This is a genomic window from Catenulispora sp. EB89 (assembly GCF_041261445.1).
In the GTDB taxonomy this organism is placed as follows: Bacteria; Actinomycetota; Actinomycetes; order Streptomycetales; family Catenulisporaceae; genus Catenulispora.
This window is the reverse complement of sequence record NZ_JBGCCU010000002.1, coordinates 46,820-67,619: the sequence shown is the minus strand read 5'-3', so window position 1 is coordinate 67,619 and position 20,800 is coordinate 46,820. Positions and strand designations below refer to the sequence as shown.

Annotated in this window: 17 protein-coding genes; 11 read left to right on the top strand and 6 right to left on the bottom strand. The window is 69.2% G+C overall.

Annotated elements, in window-relative coordinates:
• From nuoH to ABH920_RS03880, 8 genes are all read left to right on the top strand, one after another.
• Positions 1-1,401: an NADH-quinone oxidoreductase subunit NuoH gene (gene nuoH / locus ABH920_RS03915; protein ID WP_370347973.1), complete on the top strand. Its 1,401-nt coding sequence runs from the start codon at positions 1-3 to the stop codon at positions 1,399-1,401.
• Positions 1,394-2,005, top strand: a complete 612-nt coding sequence (nuoI, locus tag ABH920_RS03910) for an NADH-quinone oxidoreductase subunit NuoI (protein ID WP_370346869.1) — start codon at positions 1,394-1,396, stop codon at positions 2,003-2,005. The genes nuoH and nuoI overlap by 8 nt, the downstream gene beginning before the upstream one ends.
• On the top strand, positions 2,005-2,868 hold the full coding sequence (locus ABH920_RS03905) for an NADH-quinone oxidoreductase subunit J (RefSeq protein WP_370346867.1): 864 nt from the start codon (positions 2,005-2,007) through the stop codon (positions 2,866-2,868). The genes nuoI and ABH920_RS03905 overlap by 1 nt, the downstream gene beginning before the upstream one ends.
• Entirely contained in the window at positions 2,865-3,164 is a 300-nt protein-coding gene (nuoK, locus tag ABH920_RS03900; RefSeq protein WP_194917194.1) for an NADH-quinone oxidoreductase subunit NuoK, read from the top strand. The genes ABH920_RS03905 and nuoK overlap by 4 nt, the downstream gene beginning before the upstream one ends.
• A gap of 19 nt (positions 3,165-3,183) precedes the next feature.
• Positions 3,184-5,139: an NADH-quinone oxidoreductase subunit L gene (gene nuoL / locus ABH920_RS03895; RefSeq protein ID WP_370346864.1), complete on the top strand. Its 1,956-nt coding sequence runs from the start codon at positions 3,184-3,186 to the stop codon at positions 5,137-5,139.
• A gap of 13 nt (positions 5,140-5,152) precedes the next feature.
• A complete protein-coding gene (locus ABH920_RS03890) occupies positions 5,153-6,730 on the top strand; it encodes an NADH-quinone oxidoreductase subunit M (protein ID WP_370346862.1) in 1,578 nt (525 codons plus the stop codon).
• Between the two features lie 5 nt (positions 6,731-6,735).
• Positions 6,736-8,400 (top strand): NADH-quinone oxidoreductase subunit NuoN, encoded by a 1,665-nt coding sequence (gene nuoN / locus ABH920_RS03885; protein WP_370347971.1) that lies wholly within the window; start codon positions 6,736-6,738, stop codon positions 8,398-8,400.
• A gap of 293 nt (positions 8,401-8,693) precedes the next feature.
• Positions 8,694-9,677 (top strand): polyprenyl synthetase family protein, encoded by a 984-nt coding sequence (locus ABH920_RS03880; RefSeq protein WP_370347969.1) that lies wholly within the window; start codon positions 8,694-8,696, stop codon positions 9,675-9,677.
• Positions 9,678-9,779: 102 nt separating this feature from the next.
• Here the strand turns inward: ABH920_RS03880 and ABH920_RS03875 are convergent, their stop codons facing one another.
• Positions 9,780-10,592 (bottom strand): alpha/beta fold hydrolase, encoded by an 813-nt coding sequence (locus tag ABH920_RS03875; RefSeq protein ID WP_370346860.1) that lies wholly within the window; start codon positions 10,590-10,592, stop codon positions 9,780-9,782.
• Positions 10,593-10,649: 57 nt separating this feature from the next.
• Here ABH920_RS03875 and ABH920_RS03870 point away from each other — a divergent pair, with 57 nt between their 5' ends.
• Positions 10,650-11,132, top strand: a complete 483-nt coding sequence (locus tag ABH920_RS03870; RefSeq protein ID WP_370346857.1) for a MarR family winged helix-turn-helix transcriptional regulator — start codon at positions 10,650-10,652, stop codon at positions 11,130-11,132.
• Here ABH920_RS03870 and rarD read toward each other — a convergent pair.
• From rarD to ABH920_RS03845, 5 genes are all read right to left on the bottom strand, one after another.
• A complete protein-coding gene (rarD, locus tag ABH920_RS03865) occupies positions 11,045-12,058 on the bottom strand; it encodes an EamA family transporter RarD (RefSeq protein ID WP_370346855.1) in 1,014 nt (337 codons plus the stop codon). The two genes, ABH920_RS03870 and rarD, sit on opposite strands and share 88 nt — an antisense overlap.
• A gap of 470 nt (positions 12,059-12,528) precedes the next feature.
• A complete protein-coding gene (locus tag ABH920_RS03860; RefSeq protein WP_370346853.1) occupies positions 12,529-14,970 on the bottom strand; it encodes an amino acid permease in 2,442 nt (813 codons plus the stop codon).
• 259 nt (positions 14,971-15,229) lie between these two features.
• Positions 15,230-16,249: a 2-oxoacid:ferredoxin oxidoreductase subunit beta gene (locus ABH920_RS03855; RefSeq protein ID WP_370346851.1), complete on the bottom strand. Its 1,020-nt coding sequence runs from the start codon at positions 16,247-16,249 to the stop codon at positions 15,230-15,232.
• Positions 16,250-18,154, bottom strand: coding sequence for a 2-oxoacid:acceptor oxidoreductase subunit alpha (locus tag ABH920_RS03850; protein ID WP_370346849.1), 1,905 nt, complete (start codon positions 18,152-18,154; stop codon positions 16,250-16,252).
• 190 nt (positions 18,155-18,344) lie between these two features.
• Positions 18,345-19,664 (bottom strand): UDP-glucose/GDP-mannose dehydrogenase family protein, encoded by a 1,320-nt coding sequence (locus tag ABH920_RS03845; RefSeq protein ID WP_370346847.1) that lies wholly within the window; start codon positions 19,662-19,664, stop codon positions 18,345-18,347.
• Between the two features lie 432 nt (positions 19,665-20,096).
• Here ABH920_RS03845 and ABH920_RS03840 point away from each other — a divergent pair, with 432 nt between their 5' ends.
• Positions 20,097-20,438 (top strand): DUF1508 domain-containing protein, encoded by a 342-nt coding sequence (locus ABH920_RS03840; protein ID WP_194908936.1) that lies wholly within the window; start codon positions 20,097-20,099, stop codon positions 20,436-20,438.
• A 1-nt stretch (position 20,439) separates the two neighbouring features.
• On the top strand, positions 20,440-20,799 hold the full coding sequence (locus ABH920_RS03835) for a hypothetical protein (RefSeq protein ID WP_370346845.1): 360 nt from the start codon (positions 20,440-20,442) through the stop codon (positions 20,797-20,799).
• Position 20,800: the final 1 nt, after the last annotated feature.

Here is a 20,800-nt window from a genome sequence, read left to right as displayed (position 1 = left end):
CTGACGGTATTCGGGCACCTGGCCAGTGGCCCGCTCGCGGCCGACGCCACCACTCCCACGAACTACGAGGACCTCTCGTTCTTCGGCCGGGACCCGTGGTGGCTGATCCTGATCAAGGTGGTCGCGGTCTTCGCGTTCCTGGTCGTCACGGTCCTGATGGCGATCCTGTTCGAGCGCAAGATCGTCGGCTACATGCAGCAGCGCATCGGGCCCAACCGCACCGGCCCCTGGGGCATGCTCCAGTCGCTGGCCGACGGTGTGAAGCTGATGCTCAAGGAAGACATCATCCCCACCGCGGCGGACAAGATCGTCTTCATCCTGGCCCCGCTGATCTCCACGGTCCCGGCGTTCCTGGCGATCGCCGTGGTGCCCTTCGGCCCGGCGAACAACCAGGTGTCGATCTTCGGCCACCGCACGCCGCTGCAGCTCACCGACCTCCCGGTCGGCATCCTGTACGTGCTGGCCGCGACCTCGATCGGGATCTACGGCATCGTGCTGGCCGGCTGGGCCTCCGGCTCGACCTACCCGCTGCTCGGCGGTCTGCGCTCCACCGCGCAGATGATCTCCTACGAGATCGCGATGTCGCTGTCCTTCGTGGCGGTGTTCATCTACGCCGGCACGATGAGCACCTCGGGCATCGTCAACAGCCAGCACAGCTGGTGGAACTGCCTGCCGCTGCTGCCCTCCTTCGTCATCTACGTGGTGTCGATGGTCGGCGAGACCAACCGCGCGCCCTTCGACCTCCCCGAGGCCGAGGGCGAGCTGGTCGGCGGGTTCCACACCGAGTACTCCTCGATCAAGTTCGCGCTGTTCTTCCTGGCCGAGTACGTCAACATGGTCACCGTCTCCTCGCTGGCCGTGCTGATGTTCCTGGGCGGCTGGCACGCCCCGTTCGGGCTGGTCTCGGTCTGGCACGGCGCGAACAGCGGCTGGTGGCCGGTGCTGTGGTACGTCATCAAGCTCGTGGTCTTCATGCTGTTCTTCTTCTGGCTGCGGGCCACGCTGCCCCGCCTGCGCTACGACCAGTTCATGAAGCTGGGCTGGAAGGTGCTGATCCCGGCCTCGCTGGTCTGGCTGCTCGCGGTGGCCGTGGTGCGGACCCTGAAGAACCAGGGCGACCTGAACCGCTCGCATCTGGTCTACATCCTCGGGCCGGTGGCCGCGGTGGTGGTGATCGCCTGGATCGTCAGCGAGTTGCGCTACCGGCAGACCAGCGCTCTGGAGAAGGCGGAGGAGGCCGCGGAGGCGGCCAAGCCGTTCGACCCGATGGGCGGCGGGTTCCCGGTGCCGCCGCTGCCCGGCCAGCAGCTGCCGGCGTTCACGCCGCGCCGTCCTCGGGCGGCCTTGGTCGGCGCCGTGGTGGAGGCCACCGAACTGGAAGCAGGAGACTCCGATGTCTGACGAGCAGAACCCTTACTCCGGTAAGGAGAAGCCGAAGAACCCGCTCGCCGGGGTCGCGGGGTTCGGCGTCACCTTCTCGACGATGTTCAAGAAGCGGACGACCGAGCAGTACCCCGAGGAGCCCAAGCAGACCGCGCTGCGGTTCCACGGCCGGCACCAGCTCAACCGGCACCCCGACGGCCTGGAGAAGTGCATCGGGTGCGAGCTGTGCGCGTGGGCCTGCCCGGCGGACGCCATCTACGTGGAGGGCGCGGACAACACCGAGGAGGAGCGCTACTCCCCGGGTGAGCGCTACGGCCGCGTCTACCAGATCAACTACCTGCGCTGCATTCTGTGCGGGCTGTGCATCGAGGCGTGCCCGACCCGGGCGCTGACCATGACCAACGAGTTCGAACTCGCGGACACCTCGCGGGCCAGCCTCATCTACACCAAGGACGAGCTGCTGGCGGGGCTGACCGAGGGCATGGTCGAATCGCCGCACTCGATCTTCCCGGGCATGTCCGCCCAGGACTACTACGAGGGCAAGGTCACCGCGGCCGCGCCGGGCACCGTCCCGCAGCAGCGCAGCTCGGCCAAGCCCGATCCGGACGGGGAGGACGCGTGATGAGCCTTCCGCTCGCTCTTTCCGAGCAGGGCGTCACCTTGGCCGCCGGACTGAGCAAGACCTCCGACGGCGAGGCCTTCCAGTTCTACGTGCTCGGCGCGGTGGCGGTGCTCGGGGCGCTCGGCACGGTCTTCTCCAAGAAGGCTGTGCACTCGGCGCTCTCGCTGGCCATGACCATGATCTGCCTGGCGATGTTCTACCTGGCGCAGGGGGCCTACTTCCTCGGCGTCGTGCAGATCGTCGTGTACACCGGCGCGATCATGATGCTGTTCCTGTTCGTGCTGATGCTGGTCGGCGTCTCCAGCGCCGACTCCCTGGTGGAGACCATCAAGGGCCAGCGCAAGCTGGCGGTACTGGCCGCGGTCGCGTTCGCGGTGCTGGTCATGGTGGCCCTGGGCCACGCGCGGCTGGGGACCTTCGTCGGGGCCGGACAGGCCAACGCCGGCGGCGGCAACGTCAAGAACCTCGCGGACCTGATCTTCAGCAAGTACTTCTGGGCCTTCGAAGTCACCTCGGCGCTGCTGATCACCGCCGCGGTCGGCGCGATGGTGATGACGCACCGGGAACGCCTGGTGGCCCGCAAGTCGCAGAAGGAACTGGTCGAGGAGCGCGTGCGCACCGGCAAGCGGATGACGCCGCTGCCGACGCCGGGCGTCTACGCGCGGCACAACGCGGTCGACATCCCCGCGCTGCTGCCCGACGGCTCGGTCGCCGAGGACTCGGTGAACGCCACGCTGCAGGCCCGCACCCCGGTGCGCGACGCGGTCGGCCTGACCGCGGTCACCCGGGAGAACATGGCCGTGCCGCACCAGGGCGACGCTCCGGAACTCGAAAACGCCTCGACGAACGGAGCAGCCGAATGAACCCGGCCAACTACCTGTTCCTGTCGGCGCTCCTGTTCACGATCGGCGCCTTCGGAGTGCTGATCCGCCGGAACGCCATCGTGGTCTTCATGTGCGTGGAGCTGATGCTCAACGCCGTGAACCTGTCGCTGGTGACCTTCTCCCGCATGCACGGCGACCTCACCGGTCAGGTCATCGCCTTCTTCACGATGGTGGTGGCCGCGGCGGAGGTCGTGGTCGGCCTGGCCATCATCGTGTCCGTGTTCCGTACTCGCCGCTCGGCCTCGGTCGACGATGCGAACCTGCTGAAGTACTGAGAGGCGGGCCGAGTAAGCAATGGAAAGTCTCATCTGGCTTGTCCCCGGACTGCCGCTCTTCGGCGCGGCGCTCCTGCTCCTGGGGGGCAAGCGCACCAACGCCTGGGGGCACCTGCTCGGGTGCCTGACGGCGCTGGGCAGCTTCGCCCTCGCGGCGGGGCTGTTCTTCACGATGCTCGGCAAGCACGGCGCCGCGCGCACCATGCACCAGCACCTGTACTCCTGGGTCCCGGTGCCCGGGACGGGGCAGAACCCGTTCCAGGCCGACGTGGCCTTCCAGCTCGACCAGCTCTCGGTGGTCTTCATCCTGCTGATCACCGGTGTCGGATCGCTGATCCACATCTACTCGGTCGGCTACATGAGCCACGACCCCGAGCGCCGGAAGTTCTTCAGCTACCTGAACCTCTTCCTGGCCGCGATGCTGGTCCTGGTGCTGGCCGACAACTACCTGCTGCTGTACGTCGGCTGGGAGGGCGTCGGTCTGGCCTCCTACCTGCTGATCGGGTTCTGGCAGCACAAGCCGAGCGCGGCGGCCGCGGCGAAGAAGGCGTTCGTCGTGAACCGCGTCGGCGACGTCGGGCTGTCGATCGCGATCATGCTGATGTTCGTCACCTTCGGGACGTTCAGCTTCGGCGGCGCTCAGCCGTACAAGGACTTCGCCGCCAACAGCGCCGGCGTCTTCGGCCTGGCGCCGCAGGCCTCACATGGCATGCTGACCGCGATCGGCATCATGCTGCTGCTGGCCGCCTGCGGTAAGTCGGCGCAGTTCCCGCTCCAGTCCTGGCTCGGCGACGCGATGGAGGGCCCGACCCCGGTCAGCGCCCTGATCCACGCCGCGACCATGGTGACCGCCGGCGTCTACCTGATCGTCCGCTCGCACGCCATCTTCGACCTGTCGCCGACCGCGCGCCTGCTGGTGACCATCGTCGGCGCGATCACGCTGCTGTTCGGTGCGATCGTCGGTTGCGCCAAGGACGACATCAAGAAGAGCCTGGCCGGCTCGACGATGTCGCAGATCGGCTACATGATCCTGGCCGCCGGCCTGGGCCCGATCGGCTACGCGTTCGCGATCATGCACCTGGTCACCCACGGCTTCTTCAAGGCCGGGCTGTTCCTCGGCGCCGGATCGGTCATGCACGGCATGAACGACGAGGTGAACATGCGCCACTACGGCGGCCTTCGGAAGTACATGCCGATCACCTTCGGCACGTTCTTCCTGGGCTACCTGGCGATCATCGGCTGTCCGCCGTTCTCCGGGTTCTACTCCAAGGACAAGATCATCGAGGCCGCCTTCAGCAAGGGCGGCACCTCGGGCTGGATCCTCGGCGGCGCGGCCCTGCTGGGCGCGCTGATCACCGCTTTCTACATGACCCGCATGGTGATCATGACCTTCTTCGGCGAGAAGCGCTGGGTCGAGGACGCCGAGGGCCACGAGCCGCACCCGCACGAGTCGCCGCTGTCCATGGGCCTGCCGATGCTGCTGCTGGCCGTCGGCTCGGTGGCCGCGGGCTTCCTGTTCTCGATGAACTCGGCGTTCGTGAACTGGCTGGAGCCGGTGACCGGCCCGCGCGAGGAGGGCAAGCTGCCCGGCGGCCTGAACTCCACGACGCTGTCGATCATCACGCTGGCCGCGGTGGCCGTGGGCGTGGCGATCGCGATCGTGAAGTACGGCACCCGCAAGGTCCCGGCCGTCGCCCCGCGCGGCAGCTTCATCACCGTCGCGGCGCGCAAGGACCTGTACGGCGACGCCTTCAACGAGGCGGCGCTGATGCGGCCCGGCCAGTACCTCACGCGCACCCTGGTCTACACCGACAACCGCGGCGTGGACGGGGCGATCAACGGCCTGGCCGCGCTGGTCGGCGGGACCTCGGGCCGGCTGCGGCGGCTCCAGACCGGATTCGTCCGCTCCTATGCCCTGTCCATGTTCGGAGGCGCGGCCGCCCTGGTCGCCGCGATCCTCTTCGCGAAGCTCTAAGGGAGAGATGGAGATGAGCAGCTTTCCCTGGTTGACCACGATGGGCGTGGTCCCGCTGGTCGGGTCCGCGCTGGTGGCCACGTTGCCGAAGGAGCGGAGCGAGGCCGCCAAGAAGATCGCGCTGACCTTCAGCGTCGCCACCTTCGGCATCGCCGCGGCGATGGCCTCGCAGTTCAAGAAGGGCGGCGCCCGGTTCCAGTTCATCGAGAGCCACCACTGGATCAAGGCCTTCAACATCAACTACGGCCTCGGGGTCGACGGCATCGCCCTGGTGCTGATCCTGATGACCACGGTGCTGATGCCGGTGGTGCTGCTGGCGGCCTGGAACGACGCCGACGAGGCGCAGGTCGACGGCCGCCGCTCGGTACGCGCCTACTTCTCGCTGTACCTGCTGCTGGAGACCATGATGATCGGGGTCTTCGCGGCCACCGATCTGTTCCTGTTCTACGTGTTCTTCGAAGCCATGCTGATCCCGATGTACTTCCTCATCGGAGGGTTCGGCGGGCCGCAGCGGTCCTACGCCGCGGTGAAGTTCCTGCTGTACTCGCTGTTCGGCGGCCTGTTCATGCTGGCCGCGCTGATCGGCCTGTACGTGGCCTCGGGCAAGCACCTGGGCACCGGGACCTTCGACTTCCAGACGCTGGCCAACGCGGTGAGCTCCGGCCAGCTGGGCATCAGCTCCGGCCTGGCCAAGGCGCTGTTCCTCGGGTTCTTCGTGGCCTTCGCCGTGAAGGCCCCGCTGTTCCCGTTCCACACCTGGCTGCCCGACGCCGCCGCCGAGGCCACCCCGGGCTCGGCGGTGCTGCTGGTCGGCGTGCTGGACAAGGTCGGGACCTTCGGAATGCTCCGGTACTGCCTGGAGCTGTTCCCCGGCGCCTCGAAGTTCTTCACGCCGCTGGTGATCGGGATGGCGATCGTCGGCACCATGTACGGTGCGCTGCTGGCCATCGGCCAGACCGACATCAAGCGCCTGATCGCCTACACCTCGATCTCGCACTTCGGGCTGATCACCCTCGGGGTGTTCGCGATGACCTCGCGGGGCCAGAGCGGCGCCTCGCTCTACATGGTGAACCACGGCCTGTCGACCGGAGCGCTGTTCATCGTCGCCGGCTTCCTCATCTCCCGGCGCGGCTCGCAGCTGATCGACGACTACGGAGGCGTGAACAAGGTCGCGCCGAAGCTGGCCGGCGTGTTCCTGATCGCCGGGCTGTCCTCGCTGGCGCTGCCGGGCCTGTCCTCCTTCGTCTCGGAGTTCCTGGTCCTGGTCGGCACCTTCGAGCGGTACAAGGCGGTGGCGATCGTGGCCACCACCGCGATCATCCTGGCCGCGCTGTACGTGCTCTGGCTCTACCAGCGGACCATGACCGGCCCGCTGAAGGCCGGGCTGGAGGGCATGAAGGACCTGCGCACGCGTGAGGTGATCGCCGTGGCGCCGCTGATCGCGCTGATCATCGGCCTGGGCTTCTACCCCAAGCCGGTGCTGGACGTCGTGAACCCCTCCGTCAACACCACTCTGCAACACGTTCACAAGCAGGACCCGGCTCCGGCTCTGAACGCGACGCAGACTTCGGAGAAGGTGGACCAGAAGTGAGCGTTCTGACGAGTCTGCTCGCCGCGGCGCCGGGCAGCCCGGCGGCCCCGGGCGCCGGCTCCGCGACGGTGAGCACCTTCACGGCGCCGCAGGTGGAGTACCGGGCGCTGATGCCGATGCTGGTGGTGTTCGGCGCCGCCACGGTCGGCATCCTCATCGAGGCCTTCCTGCCGCGCTCGCGGCGCTACTGGGCCCAGGTCGCGGTGTCGCTGGCCGGAGTCCTGGTGGCCCTGGGCTTCGTGATCGCCAACCACGGCATGGCCGAGACCACCGCCGCCGACGCGGTGTCGGTGGACGGCGTCACGCTGTTCCTGCAGGGCACCATCCTGGCGCTGGCGGTGCTGGCGCTGCTGCTGGTGGCCGAGCGCGGCACCGCGATGGTCGACCTCGACGCGTTCACCGCGCAGGGCGCGACCACGCCGGGCTCCGGCGGCGAGCGCGCGGCGGACACCGCCGGGCTGCGGACCACCGAGGTCTTCCCGCTGATGCTGTTCTCGATCGGCGGCATGCTGCTGTTCCCGGCCGCGAACGACCTGCTGACCTCCTTCGTGGCGCTGGAGGTGCTGTCGCTGCCGCTGTACCTGCTGTGCGGGCTGGCGCGCCGGCGCCGTCTGCTGTCGCAGGAGGCCGCGATGAAGTACTTCCTGCTCGGGGCGTTCTCCTCGGCGTTCTTCCTGTACGGCATCGCGATGCTCTACGGCTACTCCGGCTCGGTGCGGCTGTCGGACATCGCGGCCTCGATCACCGCGGCCCCGCACTCGGACGTGCTGGTCCTGGTCGGGATCGCGCTGCTGGCGGTCGGGCTGCTGTTCAAGATCGGCGCCGTGCCGTTCCACTCCTGGACCCCGGACGTCTACCAGGGCGCGCCGACCCCGATCACCGCGTTCATGGCCGCGGCCACCAAGGTCGCCGCGTTCGGCGCGCTGCTGCGCATCGTGTACGTCGCGCTGCCGGGCCTGCGCTGGGACTGGCGGCCGGTGCTGTGGGGCGTGGCGATCCTGACCATGCTGGCCGGCGCGATCCTGGCGATCACCCAGCGGGATATCAAGCGGATGCTCGCGTACTCGGCGATCCTCAACGCCGGGTACATCCTGCTGGGCATCGTGTCCACGACCACCAAGGGCGTGAGCGCGACGCTGTTCTACCTGGCGGCGTACGGCTTCGCCACGATCGGCGCGTTCGCCGTGGTGACGCTGGTGCGCGAGTCGGTGCGCGGCGGATCGGAGGCCGGCGACGGCGGCGACGACGACTCGATCACGGTCGGCGGCGAGGCCACCGACCTGTCGGCCTGGGCCGGCCTCGGGCGGCGCTCGCCCTTGCTGGCGGCCTGTTTCACGGTGTTCCTGCTGGCCTTCGCGGGCATCCCGCTGACCTCCGGCTTCACCGGGAAGTTCGCGCTGTTCACGGCGGCGATCGACGGCGGCGCCTGGCCGCTGGTGATCGTCGGTGTGATCGCCTCGGCGGCGGCGGCGTTCTTCTACGTCCGTGTCATCGTCCTGATGTACTTCAGCGAGCCGCTGCGCGAGGAGGGGGCGGGGCCGGTCGTGGTCGTGCCCTCGCCGATGACCACGATCGCGCTCACCGTCTCGGTGGCGCTGACGATCGCGCTCGGCGTCGTCCCGCAGATGGCTCTGGACCTTGCGGACAAGGCGGCGTATTTCGTGCAGTAACGTCTGCACGCACCGCGATGCCCCGGGTCACTTCGGTGATCCGGGGCATCTTTTGCGGTATTCGGGAGTATGAGGGGGCCGCTGGTACGTTGACCGGCCGGGGCGCCTCACCCTCGAAAGTGCTGCCAGATAACCTAGGACGAACATGTGAAGCACCTGTGACGAACGAGCGCGACCCCGACCCACCCGCCCCCACCGCCCCGACCTGGAAGGCCGCCGCAGTGAGTACTCCCGGCACGCTGACCCCGCCGCTTCAAGAGACGACGCAGGGCTGGGGTCCTTTCGGCATCGCCATGCAGCAGGACGAGGGCCTGACCGTGGCTCTGAAGGACGGCCTGCTCCGCGTGGAGGAGGTGCTGCTGAACTACACCCGCAGCGACCACGCCTACATCAGCGAGATCACCTCGCACCTGGCCCAGGCCGGCGGCAAGCGCACCCGGCCGCTGCTGGTGCTGCTGGCCGCGCAGTTCGGCGACCCGGCCGCCCCCGGCATCGTGGAGGCCGCGGTGGTGGTGGAGCTGACCCACCTGGCCACGCTCTATCACGACGACGTCATGGACGAGGCGGCGCTGCGCCGCGGGGTGGCCTCGGCGAACCAGCGCTGGGACAACTCGCTGGCCATCCTGTCCGGCGACTTCCTGTTCGCCCGGGCCTCCACGCTGCTGTCGGAGCTGGGCCCGGACGCGGTGCGGATCCAGGCCGAGACCTTCGAGCGCCTGGTCAGCGGCCAGATCTCGGAGTCGGTGGGCCCCAAGAACGGCCAGAACCCGGTGGACCACCACCTGGAGGTGCTGGCGGGCAAGACCGGCTCGCTGATCGCCACCTCCGGCCGGTTCGGCGCGATCTTCGCCGGCTGCACCGCCGAGCAGGAGCAGATACTGGCGGAGTTCGGCGAGCTGTTCGGCGTCGCCTTCCAGCTCTCCGACGACCTGCTGGACATCGAGTCGGAGTCCGAGCAGTCCGGCAAGACGCCGGGCACGGACCTGCGCGAGGGCGTGCACACCCTGCCGATGCTGATCGCGCTGGCGATGGACGGCTCCGCGGACCCCGAGACCGCGCGGCTGCAGGAGCTGCTGCGCACCGACCTGTCGAGCGACGACGCGGCCTTCTCCGAGGCGCTGGGGCTGCTGCGGGCGCACCCGAGCATGGGGCAGGCGCGGGACGTGGTGCGCGGGTACGCGCAGAAGGCGAAGGCGGTGCTGGAGCCGCTGCCGGAGGTGCCGGCGAAGGAAGCGATGCGGGCGCTGTGCGACGTGGTGATCTCGCGGACTACCTGAGCATTTCCGTATTCGCTATACGGGATACGCGATGCGCGCCGACGACTGGTGTCGTCGGCGCGCTTTGTTTTCGGCCTTGATGCCCCGGCCCTGGGCCGCCCTTCAGGCCAGGGCGTCGACGAACTCGGTGAGGACCGCGTCGAACTCGGCCGGGTGTTCCATGTTCGGGTAGTGCGCGGCGTCGTCGATCGTGACCTTGCGGGCGCCGGCGACGCTGTCGGCGAGCCGTTCGGCGTTGTGGCGGTGGTCGTCGGAGTCGGAGCCGCCGATCACGGCCAGCACCGGGATGGTCAGCTTGGCCGCGCGGGCCCAGGTGTCGGCGGCGTGCGTGGACCAGTCGCGCTCGTCGGCGGTGTGCTTCATCCAGGTCTTCACGGTCATCTCGGCGACCAGCGCCGGGACCGCCGGGTCGAGGTCGGACGGGACGCGGCGCGGGCCGACGGTGAACTTGTTCCACACCTCCAGGGCGCCGGTGACGTCGCCGGCGAACAGCGTCGGCCAGACCGCGTCCAGGGTCTTCTGCGTCCAGTCGTCGACGAACTCCGGCTCGCTGGTGCCGGCGCCGCTGACCACCAGGGCGCGGACCAGCTCGGGGTGCTCCAGCGCGGTGTCGGTCGCGGTCGCGGCGCCCATCGAGACGCCGACCAGGACGGCCGGTCCGGCGTCCAGGTGGCGGATCAGGGCCGCGACGTCGTCGGTGTGGCGGAAGGGGGCCTCGGCGTTGGTGCTGTCGCCGTGGCCGCGGGCGTCCGGGGCGACGACGCGGTAGCGCGCCGGCAGCGTCGCCAGCTGCGCGGTCCACTGGCGGTGGTCGAGGAAGCCGCCGTGGAGGAGGACGACGAGGGGGCCGGTGCCCTCGTCACGGTAGGCAAGGCGGCCGCCGTCGGGGAGAGGCGCGAAAGTGATCTCGTTCATGACACCTAAGGTGCCATTCTCTCTGGAGGTTGGCAACCTAGGTGTCATACTGGAGCCATGACCGACGAACCGCTCCCGCCCGAGGAACTGGCGTCCCGGCTGGCCGAGGTGTACCTGCTGGTCGGGCCGCTGTACCGGCGCGTGCTGCGCAAGGTGGAGCTCGGCGACGCGGTCGAGGGCGTCGGCGCCGGGGTGCGCGCGGTGCTGGACATGCTGCGCCTCGGCGGGCCGATGACCGTGCCGCAGATGGGGCGGGCGCAGGCGCTGAGCCGGCAGTTCGTGCAGCGGATGGTGAACGACGCGGCGGAGCACGGGTTCGTCGAGGCGATCCCGAACCCGGCGCACCGGCGGTCGTCGCTGATCCGGCTCACCGACGCCGGCCGCGGCGCGATCGAGGCGGTGATCGCGCGGGAGCACGGGCTGCTCGGCCAGATCGGCGGCGGCGACCTGACTCAGGCCGACGTGGACGCCTGCGTAAAGGTGCTGTCGCGGATGCTGGACGCGCTGTCGGACGTGGACGTGGACATGGACGTGGGCTGAGCGGGCTGAGCCGGCCGTCGGCGGGCCGTGCGCAGCGCGTCGACCGTCAGCAGCACCAGCGCGAGCCAGACGATCAGGAACCCGGCCAGGCGCGCCGGCGGCACGGACTCGTGCTGCACCAGCACCCCGCACAGGAACTGCAGGATCGGTGCCAGGAACTGCAGCAGCCCGACCACCGAGAGCGGCAGCCGGTTCGCGGCCGCCCCGAAGCAGATCAGCGGCACCACCGTGACCGGCCCGGCGAGCATCAGCAGCGCGGTGTTCCCGGCCCCGTGGTGCCCGAAGTCGAGCGTGCCCCGCGTCCCGAGCCACACCAGGTAGCCGACGGCGGGCACGAACTGCAGCGCGGACTCCACCGCCATGGCCTCCGCGGCCGGCACCGCCGCGACCTTCTTGAGCAGCCCATACGTCCCGAAGCTCCCGGCCAGAACCAGCGCGATCCACGGCGCCTTGCCGTACCCGACGGCCAGCACCAGCACCGCGACCGCACCGACCCCCACCGCGGCCCACTGCAACCGCCGCAGCCGCTCCCGCAGCAGGAAGACCCCGAAGAGCACGGTCACCAGCGGATTGATGAAGTACCCGAACGCGGTGTCAACGGTGTGCCCATGATTCACGGACCAGATGTAGACGAACCAGTTGACAGAAATGGCAGCGGCGGCCCCGGCAAGAATCGCCACCTTCCGAGGCGCCCGCACGAACTCCCGCACCCACCCCCACCTCGCAGCGCCCCCCGGCACCTGCCGCACACCAAGCAGTACCACCACAGCGAGCAACGACCACACCATCCGGTGCGCCAGAATCTCCCCGGCCCCCGCCGGCTCCAACAACGGCCAGTAGAGCGGAAACAACCCCCACGCCCCATAAGCCGCGACCCCGAACCCCACCCCGAGCCGCTGCTCAGCGGCGCTCCCGCTCTCTGCCATGAGGGAAGGATAGGGCGGCTAACTGCTCCTGTCACAGGTGGATCAGGGGTTGGGCTATTACGGCCGCGCGCGGCCTGCCCGCTGACAACTTGCTGCGCGCCGCCGACGCCGAGTACCGCCGCTAACGCCAACGCCAACCGCCAACGCCAACCGCCAACGCCAACGCCAACGCAACCGCCAAGGCACACGCACACCCGCCCCCCCGCTCGGCGGCCGGCCCAGCCGCTGCCGAGTGCCGCTGCGCTGCCGAGTGCCGCTGCGCTGCCGAGTGCCGCTGCGCTGCCGAGTGCCGCCGCGCCATGCCAGGGTTGTGTGCTCGGTGGCTGGCCAGCTGCTGCCGTGCACTTGCCGTGCTGTCGAGCTGCACTCATGCCGCCGCCCCCCGCCGCCCGCGGCAGCTAGGCCGGCCCCGCCCCAAAGCAAAGCGCCCCCGGACCGAAGTCCGAAGGGCGCCTCACCACAACCACCCGCTACTCGTCATCCCCGTACTCGCGCGGCAGCAGCTTGTATGTCGGGTTCGCCATCGCCAGGTGCCCCTCCATCTCGCCGACCATGCCCTCGACGCGCATGCTCGCGCCCGGCTCGATGCCGGGGATGGAGCGGCGGCCGTAGAACACCAGGGTGATGCCGCCGGAGGCGTCGTAGAGTTCGGCTTCCAGTGCCGGGGAGCCCTTCACCGGGGACACCGCCACCGAGCGGATGCGGCCCTCGACCGCCGCGCGCTGGCGCCACTGGACTGTGCCGATCGGGGTCAGGGGGACCGGGACGCCGTGGCCGGGGTCGGGGATGCTGGCGCATTCGGCGTCGAGGAGCATCTTCTTCGTGGAGCGGGGCTTGGCGGCTCCGGTGCCCTCGGCTTCGCGGACCTTGCTCTTGCGGCCCTTCTCGGCGAGTTCCAGTTCCTCGATGGCCTCGACCACGTCGAAGGGCACGATCGTGGCCACCACGTGCGGCAGGGTCGAGAGGACTTCGGCCAGGCGGTCGGCTGTGCGGTCGTGGAGCAGGCGGCCGACGACCGGGGAGTACGTGCGGCGGGGCAGCAGCACGGTCACCTCGTAGCTGTCCGAGGTCTCGCGTGCCGCGAGCTCCATCGCCGCGCGGCGGATGCGGCGGTCCGGGACCTCGATGACCTCCAGCGGGATGTCCGCCGCCTGGGAGGCGTCCCACTGGTTGCGCAGCTGCTCGGCGTACAGGTTGTCGACCATCAGGTGTACCGCGCGGACCTCGGTCGGGCGCAGGGAGCGGGCGTAGCGCAGGGTCTTGATCACGGCCAGGTCCACCGAGTCGACCAGGACCAGGATCGAGGTCTGGGTGCGGGTCGGCAGCTCCGCCGAGGCCGGGGCCTTGGCCAGTGCCTCGGCCTCGCGGCGGTAGCGCTTGTTCAGCTGGATCAGGCCGAACACCGCCGGCGGGAAGACGATGACGACCATCCACGCGCCCTCGGTGAACTTCACCGTCGCGAAGATCACCACGACCGCGAACGACATCACGCAGGCCGACCCGGCCACGAACATCTTCCAAAGGCGGTGCGGTTCGTTGCGCGACAGGTGGTACTTGAACAGACCCGCCGAGGCCATCACGAAGCCGGTGAACACCCCGATCGCGTACAGCGCGACCAGCGACGTCAGGTTGCCGCCGGTGCCGATCAGCAGCGCCAGCGACAGGATCGTCAGCACGATGATCCCGTTGGAGAACGCCAGCCGGTGCCCGCGGACCAGGAACTGCCGGGGCAGGAAGTTGTCCTCGGCGACGAACGAGGTCAGGAACGGGAACCCGTTGAACGACGTGTTGCCGCCGGTGTACAGGATCAGCGCCGTGGCCAGCTGCACCAGGGTCAGCATCACCGTCCCGAAGCCGTGCCCGCCCCAGGTCAGCTTGGTGATCTGGGCCAGCACCGTGGGGTTGCCGCTGCTGTACGGGTCGGTCTTGAGCTGCCAGGCCAGGATCGAGATGCCCAGCACCAGCGAGCCCAGCGCCGTGGACATCCAGATCATCGTCTTGGCGGCGTTCTTGCCGGCCGGCTTCTTGAACACCGACACGCCGTTGGAGATGGCCTCCAGGCCGGTCAGCGAGGAGCCGCCGTTGGCGAAGCCCTTCAGGATCCACAGGATCGCGGTGACCTGGAACAGCGTTCCGGTGTAGCCGCCCAGGTGCAGCGCGCCGTTCGCCTGGTCGTGCACGCTCGTGGAGTGCGCCAGGTTGCCGGTGGCCAGCTTGACCAGGCCGAGCAGCACGGTCACGCCGGCCATCACGATGTAGAAGTACGCCGGCACCGCGAACGAGCGCCCCGCCTCGCGGATGCCGCGCAGGTTGCCGAAGCAGAGCAGGATGATCACGAAGACCGAGATGTAGATCTTCCAGTTGTCGATGTTGACATGGAAGGTGAAGGTCATCCAGGACGCGATGGCGTCCGTGCCGGCGGCGATCTGCACCGCCACCGTCACGATGTAGTCGATGAGCAGCGCGACCGCGGCGATCTGCGCGACCTTCTGCCCGAAGTTCTCCCGGGCCACGACGTACGCGCCGCCGGCCTTGGTGTAGTGCCGCACCACGTCGCGGTAGCACAGGGTGAGCAGGAGCAGCAGTCCCAGGATCACCCCGGTGACCGGCATGACCAGCATGAAGCCCACGGTGCCGAAGTACGGCACGAGCTGGGTCAGCATCTGCTCGGTGCCGTACGCCGAGGACGACACGCAGTCCGGCGCCAGCACGCCGAGCGCCACCGGGTTGGACAGCTTCTCGCCGTGCAGCTGGTCGTTCACCAGAGGCTGGCCGAGCAGACGCTTCTTGACGCGGTAGCTGAGACTCTCGGGAAGGTTGACGTCCGGGGCCAGGGCCCCGGGCGCCGCGACAGGTACCGCGCTCGCCCCCGCGCCGGCCGGCTTCGGCGCGGCCGTGCTGGTTCTGCTCATCGCAAGTTGCCTCATCTCGGCGGGATACAAAGGACCAACATGGTCCCTATGCCCATGCCGAAGGTCTGTCCTATCACCTCGGAGATCAGATCATCCAACTTGAGGGCGTTTGCATTTCGTTTGCGCCCGCGTGAACGCCCCTGCCCGCACGCGGGAAGGGGCGTTCACGATCATGAGCTCTGCGTTTGCGACCAGGACTGTCGCATCACGGTCGAACTCATCGCTCGGCAGGGCCGAACGGGGGAGTGTCATCGACCTCTCACGAGATCGTCCACGTGTCGGACCCCGTCAGCAGCTCGTCGAGCTTGCCCGAGCCGAGGGTGCGCGCGGCGTCGTCGAGCTGGTCGGCCATCAGCTGGTCGTACGTCGGCCGGGTGACGTCCCGGAAGACCCCGATCGGCGTAGGGGACAGCGTCGCCGGGTCCGGCAGCCGGGACAGCGCGAACGCCAGGTCCGGCTCCGGGGTGTGGGCGTCGTGGATCAGCACGGCATCCCCGGCCTGCTCCAGCGGCACCACCTTCAGCGTGGCGTCCGGCATCCGCACGATGCCGTAGCGCTCGTCGTCCGGTCCGAACGCGATCGGCTGCCCGTGCTCCAAACGGATGAGGTGCCGGTCCCGGACGGAGTTGTCCTTCAGGTTCTCGAAGGCGCCGTCGTTGAAGATGTTGCAGTTCTGGTAGATCTCGATCAGCGCCGTGCCCTGGTGCTCGGCCGCGGCCTGGAGCACGGAGGTGAGGTGCTTGCGGTCGGAGTCGATGGTCCGGGCCACGAAGGTCGCCTCGGCGCCCAGGGCCAGCGACACCGGGTTGAACGGGGCGTCCAGCGACCCGTACGGCGTGCTCTTGGTGATCTTGCCCTGCTCCGAGGTTGGCGAGTACTGCCCCTTGGTCAGGCCGTAGATCCGGTTGTTGAACAGCAGGATCTTCAGATTGACGTTCCGGCGCAGTGCGTGGATCAGGTGGTTCCCGCCGATGGACAGCGCGTCGCCGTCGCCGGTGACCACCCACACCGACAGGTCCGGCCGGGAGGCGGCCAGCCCGGTGGCGATCGCCGGGGCGCGGCCGTGGATGGAGTGCATCCCGTAGGTGTTCATGTAATACGGGAAGCGCGAGGAGCAGCCGATGCCCGAGACGAACACGATGTCTTCCCGGGAGATGCCCAGGGACGGCATGAAGCCCTGGACCGCCGCCAGGATCGCGTAGTCCCCGCAGCCGGGGCACCAGCGCACTTCCTGGTCGGTCTTGAAGTCCTTGGTGGTCAGTTTCAGAAGTTCCGGCATTCAGACCCCCGCCTTTTCTTCCTGGGCAACCGCGTCCGACCCGATCAGGTTCTTGATCACTCCGGCCAGCTCGGCCGCCTTGAACGGCAGGCCGCGCACCTGGTTGTAGCCGACCGCGTCCACGAGGTAGCGGGCGCGGATGAGCATGGAGAGCTGCCCGAGGTTCATCTCGGGGATGAGCACTCTGTCGTACTCCTTCAGTATGCGCCCGAGATTCTCCGGGAAGGGGTTCAAATGGCGCAAGTGCGCATGAGCGACGGCCTGCCCGTCGCGCCGGACCTGGCGGCACGCGGCCTGGATCGGGCCGTAGGTCGAGCCCCAGCCCAGGACCAGGACCTTCGCCTCGCCGGAGCCTGAATTCGCATCGGGCCCGGTGTCCACCTCCAGGTCGGGGACGTCGATGCCGGCCACCTTGGCCGCGCGGGTCCGGACCATCAGGTCGTGGTTCGCCGGGTCATAGGAGATGTTGCCGGTGCCGTCCTGCTTCTCGATGCCGCCGATCCGGTGCTCCAGGCCCGGGGTGCCGGGGACGGCCCACGGCCGGGCCAGGGTCTGCGGGTCGCGCAGGAACGGCCAGAACACCTCGCTGCCGTCCTCGAGCACCTTGTTCGGGCCGGCGGCGAAGTTCGGGGCGATCTCCGGCAGGTCGGCGACGTCCGGGATGTGCCAGGGCTCCGAGCCGTTGGCCAGGTAGCCGTCGGAGAGCAGGAACACCGGGGTGCGGTAGGTGACGGCGATCCGCACGGCCTCGACCGCGGCGTCGAAGCAGTCGGCCGGGGAGCGCGGCGCCACGATCGGCACCGGGGCCTCGCCGTTGCGTCCGAACATGGCCAGGAGCAGGTCGGACTGCTCGGTCTTGGTCGGCAGGCCGGTGCTCGGGCCGCCGCGCTGGATGTCGCAGATCACCAGCGGCAGCTCCAGGCTCACCGCCAGGCCGATGGTCTCGCCCTTCAGCGCGATGCCGGGGCCGGAGGTGGTGGTGACCCCGAGCGACCCGCCGAAGCTGGCGCCGAGTGCCGCGCCGATGCCGGCGATCTCGTCCTCGGCCTGGAAGGTCCGCACGCCGTGGTTCTTGTGCTTGCTCAGCTCGTGCAGGATGTCCGAGGCCGGGGTGATCGGGTAGGCGCCGAGGAACAGCGGCAGCCCGCTTTGGTGGCTGGCCGCGATCAGGCCGTACGCCAGGGCCAGGTTGCCGTGGATGTTCCGGTAGGTGCCCTTCGGCATCGGGGCCGGGGCGATCTCGTAGGAGACGACGAAGTCCTCGGTCGTCTCCCCGTAGTTCCACCCGGCGCGGAACGCCGCCACGTTGGCGGCCGCTATGGCCGGCTTCTTGGCGAACTTCTTCTCCAGGAACGCCACCGTGGCCTCGGTGGGCCGGTGGTAGAGCCAGGACAGCAGGCCGAGCGAATACATGTTCTTGGCCCGCTCGGCGTCCTTGCGGGAGATGTCGTGGCCTTCCAGCACCTTCACGGTCTGCGTGGTCAGCGCGACCTTGTGCACCTTGTAGCCGTCCAGCGAGCCGTCCTCCAGCGGGTCGGCGGGGTAGCCGACCTTGGTCAGCGCGCGGGGCGTGAACTCGTCGGTGTTGACGATGATCGTGCCGCCGCGCGGGACGTCCTTCAGGTTCGCCTTCAGCGCCGCCGGGTTCATCGCCACCAGGACGTCCGGCGCGTCGCCGGGGGTGAGGATGTCGTGGTCGGCGAAGTGCAGCTGGAACGCGGACACGCCGGGCAGGGTCCCGGCGGGGGCCCGGATCTCCGCGGGGAAGTCGGGCAGCGTCGACAGGTCGTTGCCGAACGCCGCGGTCTCGGAGGTGAACCGGTCACCGGTGAGCTGCATACCGTCGCCGGAGTCGCCGGCGAAACGGATGATGACCCGGTCTACCTTCTCAACCTGCTTGGTCATGGGGAACCCGCCCTGTTGTGAGAAGTTAGGTTGCGCGCACTACCAATGCTACGGCGGGTAAGTTTCTCTAAGCGGTAGTGGGATTGCTCGGATGTCTTACAACGCGGGACCGCGGTGAAAGAGATGTAAAGAAGGGCGGGTCGCCTCGCGGCGCCCGCCCTTGATCGGCTAGTGAGTCCGAGCTGGTCCGTTAGGGCCGGCCCAGGGCCCGGTAGGTCCAGCCCGCGGTCCGCCAGGCCGCCGCGTCCAGCGCGTTCCGGCTGTCGATGATCCTGGTCTGGCGCACCTGGGCGCTGACCGCCACCGGGTCGAGGTCCCGGAACTCCTGCCACTCGGTGAGGTGCAGGATCACGTCCGCCTGGTCCGCGGCCTCCATCGCCGAGTCGGCGTAGGACAGGGTCGGGAACATCTTCCGGGCGTTGTCCGTGGCCTTCGGGTCGTAGACCGTGACCTGCGCGCCCTGCAGGTTTATGGACGCCGCGACGTTCAGGGCGGGGGAGTCGCGGATGTCGTCGGAGTCCGGCTTGAACGCCGCGCCCCAGACCGCCACGCGCTTGCCGAGCAGCGAGCCGTCGCACTGCTCGCGGGCCAGGTCCACGGTCCGGGCCCGGCGGCGCATGTTGATGGCGTCGACCTCCTTGAGGAAGGCCAGCGCCTGGTCCACCCCGAGCTCGCCGGCCCGGGCCATGAACGCCCGGATGTCCTTGGGCAGGCAGCCGCCGCCGAAGCCGAGACCGGGGACCAGGTAGCGGCCGCCGATGCGGGGGTCGTGGGACAGTGCCTCGGCCAGCTGCATGACGTCGGCGCCGGCCGCCTCGCACACCTCGGCCATGGCGTTGATGAAGGAGATCTTGACCGCCAGGAAGGAGTTGGCGGAGACCTTGACCAGCTCGGCGGTCGGGAAGTCGGTGACGATCAGCGGCACGTCCTCGGCCAGCAGCTGAGCGTAGACCTGGCGCAGGTCCGCCTCGGCCTGCTCCGACCGCACGCCGATGACCAGGCGGTCGGGGTGCAGCGTGTCTTTCACCGCCCAGCCCTCGCGCAGGAACTCGGGGTTCCACGCCAGCTCGGCGTTCGGTGCGAGCTGCGCGACCAGCTCGGCGATCCGGCCGGCCGTGCCGACCGGGACCGTGGACTTGCCGACCAGCAGCGAGCGGCCCTGGTGCGCGATCGCCCGGGCGAGGCTTTCGAACGCGGCGTCGACATAGACCATGTCGGCGGCGTACTCGCCCTTCTTCTGCGGTGTGCCCACGCTGACGAAGTGCACCGCGCCGTCGCCGGCCCACTCGGCCAGCTCGGTGTAGTCGGAGGTGAAGGACAGCCGGCCGGCGGCGATCTGCTCGCGCAGCAGCTCCTCGAGCCCGGGCTCGTAGAACGGGACGTGGCCGGAGGCCAGGGCGGCGACCTTCTCCACGTCGACGTCCAGCCCCATCACCTCGAAGCCGAGGGCGGCCATACAGGCGGCGTGGGTGACACCGAGGTAGCCGGTGCCGATCACGGTGATCCGCACGTGTGTCTCCGATCTGGTGGGTGTCCTGTCGAACCAAGCCAGCGTAGACGTCGATGCTATGAGGAACGGTCCCGTGAAAGCACCAATTCTTTGCGGGTATGCCGCCATACCCGTGATCGAGCCGAGCAATCGGTCGCGCCGGGTGTGCGCCCGGCTTCGCTCGGTGTCCGCCGGTTCGGCTGGTTGTGAACGGCCGAACGGCGGGTGGCGGGCGGTTTGCTGAAGCGGTTGACTGGGGCTCGCGGGCCGGGCGCTCCTCACCGGTGATTCAGTGCTCTGACAGGTGATCACGCCTCGTAAGCGACTAAGGCGCAACGGGTAGGCGAACAGATGTCCATGGTCGGACGTTTCCCGGCGCTTGGTTTGCTTAGCACGCCTAGATTGATCGCTCGAGAACCTTCAAAATTGAGCTCGAGTGTTGGGCGGAATGCCATGGACACTGTTCGGGACGAGAGCGGACGGGTGCTGGTGGACCGCGCTGAGAACGGGCGCTACCGCTGGCGGGCGAAGGCGAGCAACGGACGGATCGTGGCCATCTCCGCCCCGGCGTACTCCGCCGCGGACGAGGCACGCCGGGCCTACTCCCGCTTACGGCGCGACGCGCCCAACCTGTCGGCGCGCATCAGTCATGTGAAGGACGGAGCCGGCTGGACCTGGGTCCTGCAGTCCCCGAGCGGAACCCCGCTGGCCAGGTCGATCCGGTCCTACGAGCGCTACGCCACCTGCCAGATCGCGGTCGCCAAGTTCCTGGCGCTGCTGGCCGCCGACGGCTGAGATGCCCGGAGCGCTGGTGGTGCGCGGTGGCGACGGCGAGCTGGTCTGGGTCCTGCTGGCGGCGAACGGCCGCCCCCTGGCCCGCTCCGCCGGCGCCTACCGCAGCGACGAGGCCCTGGACGCGGCCTGGCGCGAACTGGTCGCCGACCGGGACGCCCTGAGCATCCGCCTGGGCCGGGACGCCGACGGTCCGGACTGGTGGTGGTCGGCGGCGTTGCCGGTGCGCGTGACCGGCACCGGCATGAGCGCGGGCGTGATCGTGGCCCGCAGCGCCCGCGGCTACCTCCGCCCGGACCAGTGCCGCGGCGGAGCGACCGGATTCCTGAACGCCCTGTCGGGATTCGCCCGCCGCGGGAGATGAA